Here is a 16,392-nt window from a genome sequence, read left to right as displayed (position 1 = left end):
CCCCCTCGCGGGCGGGAGGGCGGGGGCGAAGGGCGTGCGCCCCTCGCCCGATGCTGCCTGCGGCAACGCCCCCTCTCCCGATCAGGAGAGGGAGGCGGTTCAGAGGGTCCGTTCGCGCATCTCGACTTCGAACGTTTCGAGGAAGTCGCCCGGCTTGATGTCGACGAAATTCTGCGTGAACGTCACACCGCATTCCAGACCGGCGCGCACTTCGGCGACATCGTCCTTGAAGCGGCGCAGCGACGCGATCTCACCCTGATAGATGATGACGTCGTTGCGCGTGATGCGCGCCTTGAGCGCCTTGCGGATGACGCCGTCGACCACGAGCAGACCGGCCGCCTTGCCGTGCTTGCCCGCCGAGAAGACGTCGCGGATCTCCGCACGGCCGACCACGGTCTCGAACGCTTCCGGCCCGAGCTCGCCCGCCATGCCGGCGCGGATCTCGTCGATCAGGTCGTAGATGACGTCGTAATATTTCAACGCCACCTTCTGCCGCTCGGCGATCTCGCGCGCCTTGGCGTTGGCGCGGACGTTGAAGCCGATGATCGGCGCGCCGCTCGCACCCGCCAGCGTCACGTCGCTCTCGGTGATGCCACCGACGCCCGCGTGCAGCACCCGCGCCTTGATGAGGTCGGTCGAGATCTTGTTGATCGACGCGACGATCGCCTCGACCGTACCCTGGGTATCGGCCTTGACCACCAAAGGATATTCGATCGCGGCATTCGCCTTCAGCGCCGAGAACATGCTCTCGAGGCTCGCCGGCGCCGTCGTCGTGCGCTTCTGCGTCAGCACGCTCTGGCGATATTCGGCGACCTCGCGGGCACGCGCCTCGCTCTCGACCACCTGCAACGGATCGCCTGCCGACGGTACGCCGGTCATGCCGAGCACCTCGACCGGCATCGCCGGGCCGGCTTCCTTCACCTGACGGCCCTTGTCGTCGATCAGCGCACGGACCTTGCCGCTCTCCGCGCCGATGACGAAGACGTCGCCGACCCGCAGGATGCCGCGGTTGACGAGGATCGTCGCGACCGGACCGCGGCCCTTGTCGAGCTTCGCCTCGATCACCGTGCCCTCGGCCGGACGATCGGGGTTGGCGCGCAATTCGAGCAGTTCGGCCTGGAGCTGGATCTTCTCGATCAGCGTGTCGAGCCCGGTCTTCTTGAGCGCGGAGACCTCGACGTCCTGGACGTCGCCGCCCATTTCCTCGACCACCACTTCATGTTCGAGCAGACGCTCGCGCACGCGCTGGGCATTGGCCTCGTATTTGTCGATCTTGTTGATCGCCACGATCATCGGCACGCCGGCCGCCTTGGTGTGGTTGATCGCCTCGATCGTCTGCGGCATCAGCCCGTCGTCGGCCGCCACCACCAGCACCACGATGTCGGTGACATCGGCGCCGCGGGCACGCATCTGCGTGAACGCCTCGTGGCCCGGCGTGTCGAGGAAGGTGACCTTCGACTTGTCCTTCAGCGTGACCTGATAGGCGCCGATATGCTGCGTGATGCCACCGGCCTCGCCGCGCACCACGTCGGTGCCGCGCAGCGCGTCGAGCAGGCTGGTCTTGCCGTGGTCGACGTGACCCATGATCGTCACCACCGGCGGACGCGGCTTGAGCGATTCGGTCGAATCCTCGCCGGTGTCGAGCGCCAGGTCGATGTCGCTGTCGCTGACACGGACGATATTGTGGCCGAATTCGGTCACCAGCAGCTCGGCAGTGTCCTGATCGATCGTTTGCGTCATCGTAACGGGCATGCCCATCTTGAACAACGTCTTGACCAAATCCGCGCCCTTTTCCGCCATACGATTGGCGAGTTCCTGGACGGTGATCGCCTCGGGCACCTGGACGTCGCGGATCTGCTTGGCCTGCTGTTCGCGCGGGCCGCCGAAATGACGCTTTTCCTTTTCGCGCGCACGCTTGAGCGCGGCGAGGCTGCGCGAACGCGCACCATCGTCGCCGAGCGCGCGGTTGACGGTCAGCTTACCGCCGCGACGCTCGTCGCCCTTGCGATCGCGCTGGGTTGGCCGGCTCGGCGGCGCGTTGCGCGGCGTCGCCTGACCCGAAGGCAGGTTGCGCGAGGCAGCGCCGCCGGCGCCACCGGCATTGCCCGCCGCGGTCGTCGCGGCAGCCGCCGGCGCGGCCGCGGGGGCCGGCGCAGGCTTGGGCTGCGGCTTGGGGATTTCGGGACGCGCGACCGGCGAGAAGCGACGCGGCGCGGGCAGCGACGGATCGCGACCGAAGCCGACGACCGGCGCGGGTGCAGCGGCCGGGGCGGGCGTGGGCGCCGGCGCCGGCGCCGGCGCCGGCGCAGCGGCCTCGACCGGAGCAGGCGCCGGCGTCGGGGCAGGGGCCGGCGTCGGTGCGGCGACCGGAGTCGGTGCCTCGACCGGCGCCGGCGGCACGACGCGCTCGACCGGGCGGAAGCCACGGCCAGCGGGAGTCGGCACGACCGGCGCGGCGACCTGCGGTGCAGCCGGCACGGGCGCCGGTGCCGCAACAGGTTCCGGCGTCGGCTCGGGGGCTGGCGCCGGAGCCGGGGCAGCCGCGGCGGCTGCCTTTCCGGCGGCGCGGGTGCGCTCGTCCTCCGCGGCCTGCGCACGCGCGGCCTCCTCACGACGGCGCGCATCCTCCAGCGCGTGCATGCGCTGGTCCTCGGCTTCGCGCAGCATGCGGGCCTGGCGCTCCTGCGGCGTCTCGTTCGACGGCGCCGGGCGCGGGACGGGAGCGGGGGCTGGCGCCGGAGCAGGCGCGGCGACGGGCGCCTCGACCTGCGGTTCGGGTGCGGCCTGTGCCTCACCCGGACGGCCGAGAACGCGCCGCTTCTTCGTTTCCACGATCACCGTATTGGACCGGCCGTGGCTGAAGCTTTGCTTCACCTGGCCGGTCTCGACCGTGCGCTTCAGCCCCAAGGGCGCGCGCATGCCAAGTTTCGGCTTATCGTTGTCGGTGTCGCTCACTCAAATTCCTCGTTCACGTCTACGGCCGGTCGCAGCCCGTCGGATACATCCCCCGGAAGTACAGGGGGAAGTCCGGGCGCCGATGCGCCTTGCGAGGCCGTTTCGCAAGACACGGGAGGGGTTTCAGGTCCGATAAAATGCAGCCAGCGGTCGAGCGCATCGCTCACCCGCGCGGCGGCAGCGCGGTCGGTCAGGCCGATGTGTACCACATTCTCGCGGCCCAGCGCCAACGACAATATGGGGCGGGGCATCGGCAAAACCAAGCCCCTCAACGGCGATCCTTCACGGTCCGAGCCGATCCGCCACGCTTGGTCGAGCTTGCGGTTGCCGTCGGTGCCGGCATCCGCCGCATGATAGAGCGCATGAAGCTGCCCCGCGCGCGCCGCCGCCTCGATCTTCTCGGACCCGGTCAGCAGCGTGCCCGACCGTGATTCGAGCCCGAGCCGGTCGAGCGCATTGCGTTCGAGTGCGGTGGCGATCCGCGCGGGCAGATCGTCGGGAATGACAAGCTCGGCCCCCTTGAAGGCACGCGCGAGCGCGCCCCGCAGCTTCTTCTTGGCGATCGCCTCTTCGAGCGCGCCGCGGGTGACGCCGATCCACGCCCCGCGCCCCGGCGCCTTGGCGCGCACGTCGGGCAGCACCTGCCCGTCGGGACCGATCGCCAGCCGGATGAGATTGTCGCGATTGTCGCGATCCTGCGTCAGGATGCACTTGCGAACGGGATCGGTCATGCGACGCCCCCCGCGAAGATGGGGTTCACACCATTAGCCCGACACACCCCGTCACCCCGGACTTGTTCCGGGGCCCACCGGGCGGCAAGCCCTTCGCTGTGAGGATAACGCGCAAGCGGCCACGTCCCCGCGGGTACCCGCGAGTCGCGTCGCCCTTCGTGAACCTGCTGGAGCGCTAGCGGCTCATTGTGAGGGAACCGCATGTGCGTCCTCCCTCGATGGCGCCGTGGCCGCGGGGGCGGCGTCGCGGTCGGCGATCAGCTGGCCGCCGGCGCCGTAATTCTCCGTCGAGACCTCCTCGATCACGATCTGCACCGCGGCCGGGTTCTTGCCCAGCCGCGTGACCAGCGAAGCCGTCACGTCGGCGACGATCCCCGCTTTCTGGTCGCGGGTCGCGCTGCCCGCCAGTCGGATCGAGACGAACGGCATCAGCCTTCCTCCGCCTCGCTCTTGGCGTCCTCGCCCGCTTCGGCAGTCTCGGGCGTGGTCTCGGCCGCGGCCGGTGCCTCGTCCTCGGCGAACCAATGCTGGCGTGCGGCCATGATGATCTCGTTGCCCTGTTCGTCGCTCAGGCCGTATTCGGCAAGGATGCCGCCCTTCGGCTCGGGGCGCTTGGGGGCGTCCTCGTTGCGGCGGCGCGGTTCGACGCGCTTCTTCTCGACCAGTTCGTCGGTGGCGAGATCGGCAAGATCGTCGAGCGTCTTGATCCCCGCCTTGCCGAGCGTGACCAGCATCGCCTCCGTCAGATACGGCATGTCGATCAGCGCATCCTCGACGCCGAGCGCGGTGCGCTCCTCGCGGTTGGCGGCCTCGCGGCGGTCGAGCGCTTCCTGCGCACGGCTCTGCAGCTCCTGGCCGAGGTCCTCGTCGAAGCCCTCGATGCCGGCGATCTCGTCGAGTTCGACATAGGCGACCTCTTCCAGCGCGCCGAAGCCTTCGGCGACCAGCAGCTGCGCCAGCGTCTCGTCGACGTCCAGTTCGTTCTGGAACATCTCGGTACGCTCGGTGAACTCCTTCTGGCGCTTCTCGCTGGCATCCTGTTCGGTGAGGATGTCGATCGCTTTGCCGGTGAGCTGGCTGGCGAGGCGCACGTTCTGGCCGCGGCGGCCGATCGCGAGGCTGAGCTGATCGTCGGGGACGACGACCTCGATCCGCTCCTCTTCCTCGTCGATCACGACGCGGCTCACCGAAGCGGGCTGCAACGCGTTGACGACGAAGGTGGCGATATCGGGCGACCAGGGGATGATGTCGATCTTCTCGCCCTGCATCTCCTGCACCACGGCCTGGACGCGGCTGCCCTTCATGCCGACGCAGGCGCCGACCGGATCGATGCTGCTGTCTCGGCTGATGACGCCGATTTTCGCGCGCGACCCAGGATCACGGGCTGCCGCCTGGATGGTGATGATGCCGTCGTAGATCTCGGGCACTTCCTGCGCGAACAGCTTCTTCATGAAGTCGGGGTGCGCGCGGCTGAGGAAGATCTGCGGCCCGCGGTTCTCGCGGCGGACGTTGAGGATCAGCGAGCGGATGCGGTCGTTGACGCGCACCACTTCGCGCGGGATTTGCTGGTCGCGGCGGATGACGCCCTCGGCGCGGCCGAGGTCGACGACGACATGGCCGAACTCAACGCGCTTGACGACGCCGGTGATGATCTCGCCCTGGCGATCCTTGAATTCTTCATACTGGCGCTCGCGCTCGGCGTCGCGGACCTTCTGGAAGATGATCTGCTTGGAGGCCTGCGCCTGGATACGGCCGAACTCGATCGGCGGCAGCGGATCGACGATATAGTCGCCGACGACCGCGCCCTTCTGGAGCTTCTGCGCCTGCGTGACGTCGACCTGCTTGAAATAATCGTCGACCGCCTCGACCACCTCGACGACGCGCCACAAGCGCAGGTCGCCGGTGTTCGGGTCGAGCTTCGCGCGGATGTCGTTCTCGATGCCGTAACGGGTCTTGGCGGCGCGCTGGATCGCTTCCTCAAGCGCTTCGATGACGATGCTCTTGTCGATCATCTTCTCGGTGGCGACCGAATTGGCGATCGCGATCAGTTCCGCGCGGTTGGCGGTGGCGACGGTGGCCATCTTACTTCTGTCCTTCGCTAAGGGCATGATTGTCGTTGGAGTCGAGATCGGCGTCGTCGGCGATCTCTTCGAATTCGTCGGCGCCTTCGCTCGACAGCGGCGCGGTGGCCGCGAGCAGGCGGTCGGTGATCGTCAGCTTGGCGTCGTGAATCTGATCGAGCGCGACCGTCATCGGCTGATAGCCGCGCACGTCGATCGTCACCTTGTCGCCGTCGATGCCGACGAGGTCGCCGGTCAGGATCTTGCGGTTGTCGATCTTCTCGACCAGCGTGATCTTCGCCTCGTGGCCGGCCCAGGTGGCGTAATCCTGCGGCCGGGTGAGCGGCCGGTCGATGCCGGGCGACGACACTTCGAGCCGATAGGCGTCCGGGATCGGGTCCTTGCCCTCGGCTTCCAGCGCGTCGAGCACGTCCGAGATGCGGCGCGACAGGTCGGCGCAATCGTCGATCGTCAACTGGCCGGTATCGGGACGCTCGGCCATCACCTGCAACGTGGGATCGGACTTGCCGCCGAACATCTTCACGCGCACGAGGTCGAAACCCAGCGCGCGGGCTTCCGTTTCGATCAATTGCGTGAGGTGGGCGATGTCCGCCATGCAGGCTCCAGATATGCGTGTCCGCCGCCGCGGAAGGGGTCCTCCGCAGCCTCTTTCACCTGACGATGTTAGAGAAGGCAGGTGTCATATACGCTTTGCGGCGATCGGACACAAGCATCCATCGCCGGCGGTTGCGCGTTTGCCGGCGGTAACCGGGAGAAACATATGCGCTTCAGTCTGCTGGCCACATTGCCGATCGCCCTCATCGCCTGTTCGGGCAACGCGCCCGCGACCGAGGGCAGCGTCCCGCAGGCGGGCGAGACGCCGCCCTCCGCCAAGCCGTTCCGCGAGACGGTGGTCGCCGATTTCGTCTCGCCCTGGGCGCTCGCGTTCCTGCCCGACGAGCGGATCGTGGTGACCGAGAAGGCGGGGCAGATGATCCTGCTGTCGCCCGACGGCAAGCGCCGCCAGACGATCGCGACGCTTCCCGTCGATACGGCGGGGCAGGGCGGACTGATGGACGTCGTCCCCGCGCCCGATTTCGCGGCGAGCAAGCGGATCTATTTCAGCTATTCGACCAAGGGCGCGGGCGGCAAGGGCGTGGTGCTGGCGCGCGGCCGGCTGCGCGACGACGGCCGCGGCGGCGACCGGCTCGGCGAGATCGAAGCCTTGTTCCAGGCGCGGCCGTTCGTCGAAGGCGACGGCCATTATTCCGGCCGCATCGCCTTCGCCCCCGACGGCCAGTCGCTGTTCTTCACCAACGGCGAGCGGCAGAAGTTCACCCCTGCGCAGGACCCGCAGGCGACGCTCGGCAAGGTTCTGCGGCTGACGCTCGACGGCAAGCCGGCGCCGGGCAATCCGCTCGCCGCGAAGGGCTTCGCGCCCGAAGTGTGGAGCTATGGCCATCGTAATTTGCTTGGGCTCGCCTTCGACGGCAAGGGCCGGTTGTGGGAACAGGAGATGGGGCCGAAGGGCGGCGACGAGGTCAATCTCATCATGCCCGGCCGCAATTACGGCTGGCCGAACGCATCGAACGGCAGCCATTACGACGGCCGCGACATCCCCGATCATGCGCCGGGTGACGGCTACGAACCGCCGAAGGTGTGGTGGAATCCGGTGATCTCGCCGGGCGGGCTGATGATCTATTCGGGCAAGATGTTCCCGCAATGGCAGGGCGATGCCTTTATCGGCGGCCTGTCGTCGCAGTCTTTGGTCCGTGTCGATCTCGACGGGCAGAATGCGCGGAAAGGCGACCAATGGCCGATGGGCGCGCGTATCCGAGACGTTGATCAGGGGCCGGACGGGGGGATCTGGTTGATCGAGGACGGCGGCAAGTCGCCGGGGCGGTTGATCAAGCTGACGGCGAAATAAATCCTCCCCCGCCAGGGGGAGGTGGCACGGCGAAGCCGTGACGGAGGGGGAGGATACGGTAGACATGCCGTATGCGGAAACGCCCCCCTCCACCACCCGCTGACGCGGGCGGTCCCCCTCCCCCGCTAAAGCGAGGGAGGAATTGAGAAGGAACGATCATGACCAAACCCCTGATCGGCCGCGACACGCGGCTGTGCATGTCGCTGTCGGCGCGGCCGAGCAATTTCGGGACGCGCTTCCACAACCGGCTCTACGAGCTGCTCGGGCTCGACTACGTCTATAAGGCGTTCACCACCACGGACCTGCCCGCCGCGATCGGTGGCATCCGCGCGCTGGGTATCCGCGGCTGCGCGATCTCGATGCCGTTCAAGGAGGCGGTAATCCCGCTGCTCGACGGGCTGGAGGGCTCGGCCGAGGCGATCGACAGCGTCAACACGATCGTCAACGACGACGGCCGGCTGACCGGCCACAACACCGATTATTCGGCGGTGCGCACGTTGGTCGAACAGGCCGGCGTGGCGGCGGGCACGACGGCGATGCTGCGCGGCTCGGGCGGGATGGGCAAAGCGGTGGCGACCGCGTTGCGCGACGCCGGCCTGACCCGCGGCACGATCGTCGCGCGCAACGAGCGGTCGGGCCGCGCGCTCGCGGCGTTGGTCGGCTGGGAGTGGGCGCCCGAGGTGGGCGGTCGCACCGCCGGCCTGATCGCCAACGTGACGCCGCTCGGCATGGAAGGCGCGGATGCGGACGCGCTGGCGTTCGACCGCGCCACGATCGCCGCGGCGGAACTGGTGCTCGACGCGGTCGCTCTGCCGCCCGACACGCCGTTGCTCCGCGCCGCGCGCGACGCGGGCAAGCGGGTGATCACCGGCGCCGCGATCGGCACGCTACAGGCGCTCGAGCAATTCGTGCTCTACACCGGCGTCACGCCCACGCCCGAGCAGGTCGCCGAGGCGGAGCGGGTGGCGCGGAGGTAGACGCGCGCCCTCGATCCCTTCGCCATCCCGGTGAGAGCCGGGATGGCGAAGGGGTAGGGTGACGGGCGGCTTGGATCAGTCCCGCACGATCAGATAGTTCATCCGCGCGCTCGCGATCGGCCTCGCGCGGTCGTCCTGCCACGCCACCGCCTCGACGTTGGCGATGCGCGTGCCGAGCCGGGTCACGATGCCCTCGGCATGCGTCGGCTTGTCGCGGCCGCCGCGCATGAAGTCGACGGTGACGTTGACCGGCTTGATCCGGCCGCCGCCTTCCTCCGCCAGCGCATGCCGTAGCGAGACGATCGCCGCCACTTCGAGCAATCCCGCGATCGCGCCGCCGTGCAGGAACCCCGGCCGCCCGAGCACCACATCGCGGAACGGCAGCACCAGCGTCGGCGCCGCGCCGTCGCGCGGGGTCAGCGAGATGCCGAGCAGTTCGGCATAAGGCGGCAATCCGGTCGGCGGCGTCATGCGCTCGCATCCATCAGCATGAACGTGCCCGCGACGTGCGCGAGCGGATCGTCGGGGGTCTCGTCATAGGCGATGCCACGCACGAAGGCGATCGAGCGGGTCAGCCGCAGGCATTCGCCGCGGCCGATCACCGTCCGCCCCGGCACCGCCGGCCGAAGATAGTCGACGCGCAGGTCGAGCGTCGCCTGCGGGGCGAACCGGTCGCGTGCGACCCACACCGCGATGCTCGTCGCCATGTCCATCAGCGCGATGATCGGCCCCGACGCGAGCACGCCGCTGTCGGGATCGCCGATCAGCGCGTCGGTATAAGGGAGGGCCAGCTCGACCCAGCCGTCGCCGCGGCCATGATAGACGATGCCCAGCGCCCCGGCATGGCCGCCGAACCGGTGCGCCATGAAGGCGTCGATATTGAAGCCGCTCATCCCCCGTCTCTACACGCCATCGGCGGTAGCGCAACGCACGGGGTGGCGGTAGCGTGGCGGGCCACGGGAGAGAGAGCCATGAACGACCGCGTCACCCTCAACGTCGCCGATGGAATCGCCGACGTGCGGCTCGCCCGCGCCGACAAGATGAACGCGATCGACCCGGCGATGTTCGCCGCGATCGGCGCGACGATCGATGCGCTCGCCGAGCGACGCGACGTGCGCTGCGTCGTGCTGTCGGGCGAGGGCAGGGGCTTTTGCGCCGGGCTCGACATGGCCAGCATGGCGCAGGGCGGCTCGGGTGTGTCGGGCGAGCGCAACGCGCAAGGGGCCATCCTGCCGCAGCACGTCACCTGGGGCTGGCGGCAATTGCCGATGCCGGTGATCGCCGCGGTGCATGGCGTCGCCTTCGGCGGCGGCTTCCAGATCATGTCGGGCGCCGATATCCGTATCGCCGCGCCCGACACGCGCTTCGCGATCCGCGAGACGCATTGGGGGCTGGTGCCCGATATGGCGGGTTTTCCGATCTGGCGCGGGCTGGTGCGCGACGACGTGCTGCGCGAGCTGGTCTATACCGCGCGCGAATTCGGCGCGGAAGAAGCGCTGGCGCACGGATTCGTGACGCGGCTGGCGGCGGACCCGCTCGCCGAGGCGCTGGCGCTGGCGCGGACGATCGTCGGGCGCAGTCCGCACGCGATCCGCGGCGCCAAGCGGCTGCTCAATATGGCGCATGACGCCGACCCGCGCGAGATGCTGGCGGCCGAGACCGAAGAGCAGAGGAAGGTGATCGGCCAGCGCAATATGATGGAGGCGGTCGCCGCCAATATGGCGAAGCGCGAGGCCGTGTTCGAGGATTGATCGCAGGCGTCCCGCACTCACCCTCACCCTCCGGCGCTACGCGCCTTTTCCCTCTCCCGCCGGGAGAGGGAAGAGCCGGCGCAGCCGGCGACAGGGTGAGGGCGAGGGCGGAATCTCCGCGATCGTCTTGCTTAAAGAACCACCGTTTCTGGCTTGGACTCCTCGATCGCAGCGAGCACCATCCGCTCCCACACCGCCGGGTCGCCCGCCGCGGCCATTTTGCGATCCGGCTCGCGCAGCGTCCGCAGCACCGCGCGGGCATCGGCGAGATAGTCGCGCCATGCCAGATCGACCTGTTCGCCAGCGCTCTCGGCATCGCCGCCGGCATTGGCGCTGATCCGTTGTCCGGCGAGCACGCGGGCGATCCGTTCGGGCAGCGGGGTGGTGGACACGTCCATGGCATCATCTCCTCTGCCTTGAACAATGCCCGACATTGCAGCGGGTTGCCACGAATACGAAACGGCCCCGCAGGATCGCTCCCGCGGGGCCGTTCGATTTAGCACTCAGCCGACCCACCCGCTCCCGTTGAGCGGGAAGCCGTGGGAGGCTTAGCGCGCCGCGCCCGAACCCTGGCCGCGACCACCGCCGCCGCCGCCCGAGCGGCCGCCGCGACCACCGCCGCCGCTGCCGCCACCAGCACCGCCGCGCTGACCGCCACGGCTGGCATTGGCATAGTTGCGAGTCGCGGTCGGCGCATGCGTGGCACGCGGACGCGCCGGCTGGCGCTGGCCGCGCGGCAGGTCGGCGCGCGGTGCGGGATCGGCACCGATCGCCTTGACGCGCGTCGCCTTGATCTCGTTCGACAGGCCGGTGAAATTCTCCGGCAACGGCCGCACCGCGACCTTCTGGCGGGTCAGCTTCTCGATGTCCTTGAGGTACGGACGCTCGTCATCGGCGCAGAAGGCGACGGCGATGCCGCTCGCGCCGGCGCGCGCGGTGCGGCCGATGCGGTGGACATATTGCTCCGCCACATTGGGCAGTTCGAAGTTGATGACGTGGCTGACGCCCGAGACGTCGATGCCGCGCGCCGCGATGTCGGTCGCGACCAGCACCTTGGTCTTGCCGTCCTTGAACTCGCCAAGCGCGCGCTCGCGCTGGCCCTGGCTCTTGTTGCCGTGGATCGCGTTCGCCGCGATGCCGTTGCCGGCGAGCAGCTTCACGACGCGGTCGGCACCGTGCTTGGTGCGCGTGAAGACCAATGCGCGATTGATCGTCGGATCCTGTAGCACGATCGTCAGCAGCGCCTGCTTCTCCGCCTGATTGACGAAGGTGACGTACTGGTCGACGCGCTCCGCGGTGGTCGAGGCGGGAACGACCGACACCGTCTTCGGCTCGTGCAGGAACTGGTTGGCGAGCTCGCGGATCGCTACCGGCATCGTCGCCGAGAAGAACAGCGTCTGGCGCTTGCGCGGGATCATCCGCACGATCTTCTTGAGCGCGTGGATGAAGCCGAGGTCCATCATCTGGTCGGCTTCGTCGAGGACGAGGATCTCGATCATCGACAGGTTGCACATGCCCTGCTCGACGAGGTCGATCAGCCGACCCGGCGTGGCGACGAGGATGTCGACGCCGCGGCTGAGGTCCTGGCGGTTCTTGTTGATGCTGGTGCCGCCGAACACGGTCGCGACCGACAGCTTGCTGAACTGGCCGTAACCGCGCGCATTGTCGGCGATCTGGCTGGCGAGTTCGCGAGTGGGGGCGAGGACGAGCATGCGGCAATGCGTCGGCAGCACGCGCTTCTGGTTCTCGGTGAGGCGCTGGATCGACGGCAGCACGAATGCGGCGGTCTTGCCGGTGCCGGTCTGCGCGATGCCGAGCAGATCGCCGCCTTCGAGCAGGATCGGGATCGACTGCGCCTGGATCGGGGTCGGGGTGGTATAGCCTTTGGCTTCGAGCGCGCGGACGAGCGGCTCGGCGAGGCCGAGGTTGGCGAATGACATGGAAACGTAGCCTTCAAAACGGGGCCACACCCGCGCGCCGCACTCCATCATGGAAACGGCTCGCAGGGGGCGGGGGAAACTGACGCCCCGCGTGAATAGGGAAGCCCTGAGCATATCGACCGAGGTGGAGCCGGGGGCGGCAATGCCACCCCGTTCACGCTGCATGACGCCTCGATGGCCGTCCATGTGCGCTGCGTTGCGGCAAAAGTCAAGTCGGGACCGGAACGGCGCCCACTGTGGCCCGCGATCAACACTTTCACCAATTCCCATTCTATAATGGAAGGTTGACCTTTCTGCCGCCTTGACTTGCCCCCGCCCCCCAATAGGCTCCCCGACATTCGTGACCGTGAGAAGATCGGCCGAATAACAGGGGATTAGAATAGATAATGGCTAATACAGCATTGCGCGGCGCGGCCCGTCGCGTCCTTCTCGCGTCGTCGGCCCTGATCGCGCTGCCGGGCGCTGCCCAGGCGCAGGCCGCGACCTCCGATCTGTCGATGAGCCTGAAGGGCATCCTGCCGATCGCCGAGCGGCAGGGTGGTTCGGCGCTGTCGACGCCGCCGCAGGCCGACCCCAGCGTCGTCATCTCCAGCCCCGGCACGCCGAGCACGATCCTCGACCAGGGCGTCAACGGCGTCGGCCAGATGATCATCGACCAGAAGAACGGCTTCGTCGGCCTGTGCACCGGCACGCTGATCAACCCGCGTACCGTCGTGTTCGCGGCGCATTGCGTCAACGAGAGCCCGACCGGCACCGCGATGGACCCGTGGAACTACGGCAAGGGCGCCGGGCAGCTGCCGATCGGCTTCGGCTTCGAGGCGGACACGATCGCCGGCCAGCGCGCCTGGTTCCGCAGCAATTACAGCACCAGCACCGCCAACCATTTCTACAACGTCAATCAGGTCGTCTATAACGCGCAGTCGCTGAACCTCGGCCTCGCCAACAACTTCCTGCAGGGCGACGTCGCGCTCGCGACCTTCGACACGCCGGCGGCTGATGTGCCGACCTGGACGATGCTGTTCTCGCCGCTGCCCGCGCCCGCGTCGATCGACGACACGACCGGCACCGGTTATCACGTCACGATGACCGGCTACGGCACCAACGGCACCGGCCTGACCGGCGCCAGCGGCGGGATCGATTATCGCCGCCGCGTCGCGGAGAATTACGTCGGCCTGCTCGGCTCGATCGACGATTTCTACTTCGGCCTGTTCGGCGGCAGCGCCGGCCTGCCCGCCAATCTGTACCAGACCGATTTCGACGATCCGACGCGCCGCTATCCCGGCGACTACAATCTGTTCAAGGACGCGGCGCTGCCCAGCGAGGGGACGACGGGTCCCGGCGATTCGGGCGGCCCGCTGATCCTCGACCGGACGTTCAACAAGGCGACGATCATCGGCGTGCTCTCGGGCAGCTACACGTTCAGCGGACAGGTGAGCGGCGGCTACGGCACCACCGCTTTCTACCAGCCGCTGTATCTCTATTGGGAGTATATCCTCGCCAACAATCCGTATCGCTACGCCAATACGCTGGCCGGCGACGGCAAGTGGAGCGATCCCAGCCATTGGGTGACGGCGCTCGACCCCTCCTATCAGGTGATCGTCAACGGCCAGCTCGCCAATGGCGTGCCGACCGCGCCGGGCCTCGGCATCGCGCCCGACACGCAAAACAAATTCGGTCAGGTCTGCGATCAGGAGCCGGCGTTCAACTACGACCAATGCTATGACGTGAAGACCGGGATCACCTATGTCGACGGCGAGCCGGTCGCGGCGACGCAGCCGGGCGTGCAGGGCGGCTCCGCGAGCAGCGGCAACGACCAGGCGACCGTCCGCAAGATCGCCGTGGATTCGGCCGGCGCCACCGCTGCCGCCGGCGATGCCAGCGCCGCGGCGCTGCCGGCGGCGACGCTCGCCAACGGTCTGCCGGGCGCGACCAATTTCGTGCCGGGCAACATCGATCCCGATGCCGCCACCAAGCGCAGCGCGCGCTATTACGACGTCACGCTGAGCGCGGCGGGCACGACGACGCTCGATACCGCGGTGACGATCGACCGGTTCAGCGTCGCCGGCACCAATGCGAAGCTGGCGATCACCTCGGCGGGATCGCTGACCAGCCTGATGGCGGTGAACCAATATACCGGCGCGGTGCAGGTCGACGGCACGCTGTCGACGCGTGGCGATTACTTCCTGATGAGCGGCCTGCTCACCGGCAGCGGCCGGATCAACACGCCGTTCCTCACCAGCGCGACCGGCATCGTCGCGCCGGGCACGATGGGGACGATCGGCACGCTGACCATCGGCGGCAACCTGATCCTCGCCTCGGGCAGCACGTTGCTGGTCGACGTCGGCCCCAACGGCACGTCGGACCGCGTCGCGGTGGTGCGCAACGGCACCACCGACGGCATCGCCAGCATCGGCGGCCGCGTCGGCTTCGCGCCGGTCGCCGGCCACATGATCCGCTACAACGATCTCTACACGATCGTCACCGCGGCAGGCGGGGTCGCCGGCACCTTCCAGTCGCCCTCCGCCCTGTCGGCGATCCTGACCCCGCAATTCGTCTATTCGGCGAATGCGGTGCAGGCGCGGATCGTCGCCGGCACCTATGCCAGCGTCGTCGCCGCAACGCCGATCCAGACCGCCTTCGCCGGGCTGCTCGATCGCAACCGCGCGAGCAACTACAACGCGCTGTCGGGCCTGTACGGCATCCTCGATCTTCAGGATGCGGGGACGATCCGTGCGACGCTGGAAGGGCTCGCGCCGCGCACTACGCCGCTCAAATACGGCATGGGCACGGTCGCGACCGAGAATATGTCGCGCTTCTACCGCCAGCATCTCGCCGGGATCGACGCCAGCCAGCCGCTGTCGGGGACGCTGACGATGACCGGTCAGCCGCTGCAATTCGCCGCGCTGATGGCGAGCGACCTGCCGATGACGCAGGCGACCGCGAGCGACACGACCTCGACCACGGTGCGCGAGGGCGTGCTGCCCGAGAACGTCAACGTGTTCATCGCCGGCGGTTACGTCGACGGCGACAGCCGCAGCCTGCGCGACGCCAATCCGTTCGGCGGGCGCGATAACTTCGATGGTTTCTATGTCGTCAGCGGCATCGAGGCCAAGGTGAGCGACACCGGCGTGCTCGGCTTCGGCTTCGGCTATACCAAGCTCGACGGCACCACCGGCGGCGTCGGCCAGTCGGCGCGCGGCGAGCTGTTCCAGGGTACGCTCTTCGCCAAGGCGCAGGGGCCGGGCGGGCAGGTGCTCGACGCGCAGGTCAGCGGCGGCGTGTTCCAGGCGAGCACCCGCCGCACGGTGGCGATCGCCACCGTCGCCTCGACGCTGCGCAGCCGCGACAATGCGCTGGCGGTGTCGGCGGAGGTCGGGCTCGGGCAGATGTTCGACTTCGGCGGCCTGCAGGTCGGGCCGCGGATCGCGGCGCGGGTCAACCACATCGGCTTCACGCCGACGGTGGAGACCGGCGGCGACGGCGCGTTGCGCTTCGACCGCTACAATCTCGACAGCGCACAGGGCCGCGCCGGCCTGCAGCTTGCCGGCGGCGACGTGATCAAGCCGTTCGCCTCGGCCTATTACGTCCACGACTTCAAGGACCAGCCGGGCGTGTTCACCGCCAATTTCATTGGCGGCACCGCACCGGCGGGCTTCCGCCTGTCGAGCCAGGACCAGGATTGGGCCGAGCTGGCGGCGGGCCTCTCCTACGCCACCGAACGCATCGAATTGTCGGTCAGCGCCGACACCACCGTCGCGCGCAAGGACGTGCGCAACCAGGCCTATCGCGGCGCGATCAAGTTCAAGTTCTGATCGATCCGTCAGCGCGAATTGGGGCCGCTCTCCCGCAGGGGAGGGCGGCCCTTGTCGTTCGCGTCGTTCGGCATCTCCCCCTTCGTCATCCCGGCGAAAGCCGGGACCCATGGTCGCGGTGAACCCGCGTGGGTGCGCATCATGGACGGCGCCGCATCCATGGGTCCCGACTTTCGTCGGGATGACGAAGAAGGGGTGGGATGACGAAGAGGGGTGGGATGACGAAGAGGGGTGGGATG

At 68.4% G+C, this 16,392-nt stretch carries 13 protein-coding genes; 4 read left to right on the top strand and 9 right to left on the bottom strand.

From position 1 onward, the window contains the following. Positions 1 to 99: 99 nt before the first annotated feature. The 5 genes from infB to rimP all read right to left on the bottom strand — a co-directional run bounded on the left by infB (position 100) and on the right by rimP (position 6,362). Positions 100 to 2,955, bottom strand: coding sequence for a translation initiation factor IF-2 (gene infB, locus SFC76_RS14035; protein WP_322850062.1), 2,856 nt, complete (start codon positions 2,953 to 2,955; stop codon positions 100 to 102). After that, complete coding sequence (locus SFC76_RS14030; RefSeq protein WP_322850061.1) at positions 2,952 to 3,686, bottom strand: DUF448 domain-containing protein; 735 nt, start codon at positions 3,684 to 3,686, stop codon at positions 2,952 to 2,954. The genes infB and SFC76_RS14030 overlap by 4 nt, the downstream gene beginning before the upstream one ends. 183 nt (positions 3,687 to 3,869) lie before the next feature. Further along, positions 3,870 to 4,115 carry a tautomerase family protein gene (locus SFC76_RS14025; protein ID WP_322850060.1) on the bottom strand — a complete coding sequence of 82 codons (246 nt, stop codon included), beginning with the start codon at positions 4,113 to 4,115 and terminating at the stop codon, positions 3,870 to 3,872. Next, a complete protein-coding gene (gene nusA / locus SFC76_RS14020; protein WP_322850059.1) occupies positions 4,115 to 5,767 on the bottom strand; it encodes a transcription termination factor NusA in 1,653 nt (550 codons plus the stop codon). Before nusA ends, SFC76_RS14025 begins: the two co-directional genes overlap by 1 nt. Position 5,768: 1 nt before the next feature. Further along, positions 5,769 to 6,362 (bottom strand): ribosome maturation protein RimP, encoded by a 594-nt coding sequence (gene rimP / locus SFC76_RS14015; RefSeq protein WP_322850058.1) that lies wholly within the window; start codon positions 6,360 to 6,362, stop codon positions 5,769 to 5,771. Positions 6,363 to 6,527: 165 nt separating this feature from the next. Here rimP and SFC76_RS14010 point away from each other — a divergent pair, with 165 nt between their 5' ends. Both SFC76_RS14010 and SFC76_RS14005 read left to right on the top strand, forming a co-directional pair. Next, positions 6,528 to 7,673, top strand: a complete 1,146-nt coding sequence (locus tag SFC76_RS14010) for a PQQ-dependent sugar dehydrogenase (protein ID WP_322850057.1) — start codon at positions 6,528 to 6,530, stop codon at positions 7,671 to 7,673. A 158-nt stretch (positions 7,674 to 7,831) separates the two neighbouring features. Next, positions 7,832 to 8,650, top strand: coding sequence for a shikimate 5-dehydrogenase (locus tag SFC76_RS14005; RefSeq protein WP_322850056.1), 819 nt, complete (start codon positions 7,832 to 7,834; stop codon positions 8,648 to 8,650). A gap of 75 nt (positions 8,651 to 8,725) precedes the next feature. On the opposite strand, the gene SFC76_RS14000 is transcribed toward SFC76_RS14005, so the two are convergent. Next, positions 8,726 to 9,121 (bottom strand): PaaI family thioesterase, encoded by a 396-nt coding sequence (locus SFC76_RS14000; protein WP_322850055.1) that lies wholly within the window; start codon positions 9,119 to 9,121, stop codon positions 8,726 to 8,728. Beyond that, on the bottom strand, positions 9,118 to 9,543 hold the full coding sequence (locus SFC76_RS13995; protein WP_322850054.1) for a PaaI family thioesterase: 426 nt from the start codon (positions 9,541 to 9,543) through the stop codon (positions 9,118 to 9,120). The genes SFC76_RS14000 and SFC76_RS13995 overlap by 4 nt, the downstream gene beginning before the upstream one ends. 78 nt (positions 9,544 to 9,621) lie before the next feature. Here SFC76_RS13995 and SFC76_RS13990 point away from each other — a divergent pair, with 78 nt between their 5' ends. Next, positions 9,622 to 10,401: a crotonase/enoyl-CoA hydratase family protein gene (locus tag SFC76_RS13990; RefSeq protein ID WP_322850053.1), complete on the top strand. Its 780-nt coding sequence runs from the start codon at positions 9,622 to 9,624 to the stop codon at positions 10,399 to 10,401. A 131-nt stretch (positions 10,402 to 10,532) separates the two neighbouring features. On the opposite strand, the gene SFC76_RS13985 is transcribed toward SFC76_RS13990, so the two are convergent. Then, entirely contained in the window at positions 10,533 to 10,799 is a 267-nt protein-coding gene (locus SFC76_RS13985) for a hypothetical protein (protein WP_038663103.1), read from the bottom strand. Positions 10,800 to 10,949: 150 nt separating this feature from the next. Further along, positions 10,950 to 12,341: a DEAD/DEAH box helicase gene (locus SFC76_RS13980; RefSeq protein ID WP_322850052.1), complete on the bottom strand. Its 1,392-nt coding sequence runs from the start codon at positions 12,339 to 12,341 to the stop codon at positions 10,950 to 10,952. Between the two features lie 386 nt (positions 12,342 to 12,727). On the opposite strand from SFC76_RS13980, the gene SFC76_RS13975 reads away from it, so the two are divergent. Then, entirely contained in the window at positions 12,728 to 16,153 is a 3,426-nt protein-coding gene (locus tag SFC76_RS13975) for an autotransporter domain-containing protein (RefSeq protein WP_322850051.1), read from the top strand. Positions 16,154 to 16,392: the final 239 nt, after the last annotated feature.

The sequence above is a fragment of the Sphingomonas sp. CD22 genome, assembly GCF_034556155.1.
In the GTDB taxonomy this organism is placed as follows: domain Bacteria; phylum Pseudomonadota; class Alphaproteobacteria; order Sphingomonadales; family Sphingomonadaceae; genus Sphingomonas.
Note: the sequence above shows the minus strand (reverse complement) of the source record. Positions and strands in the feature narration are given on the sequence as shown.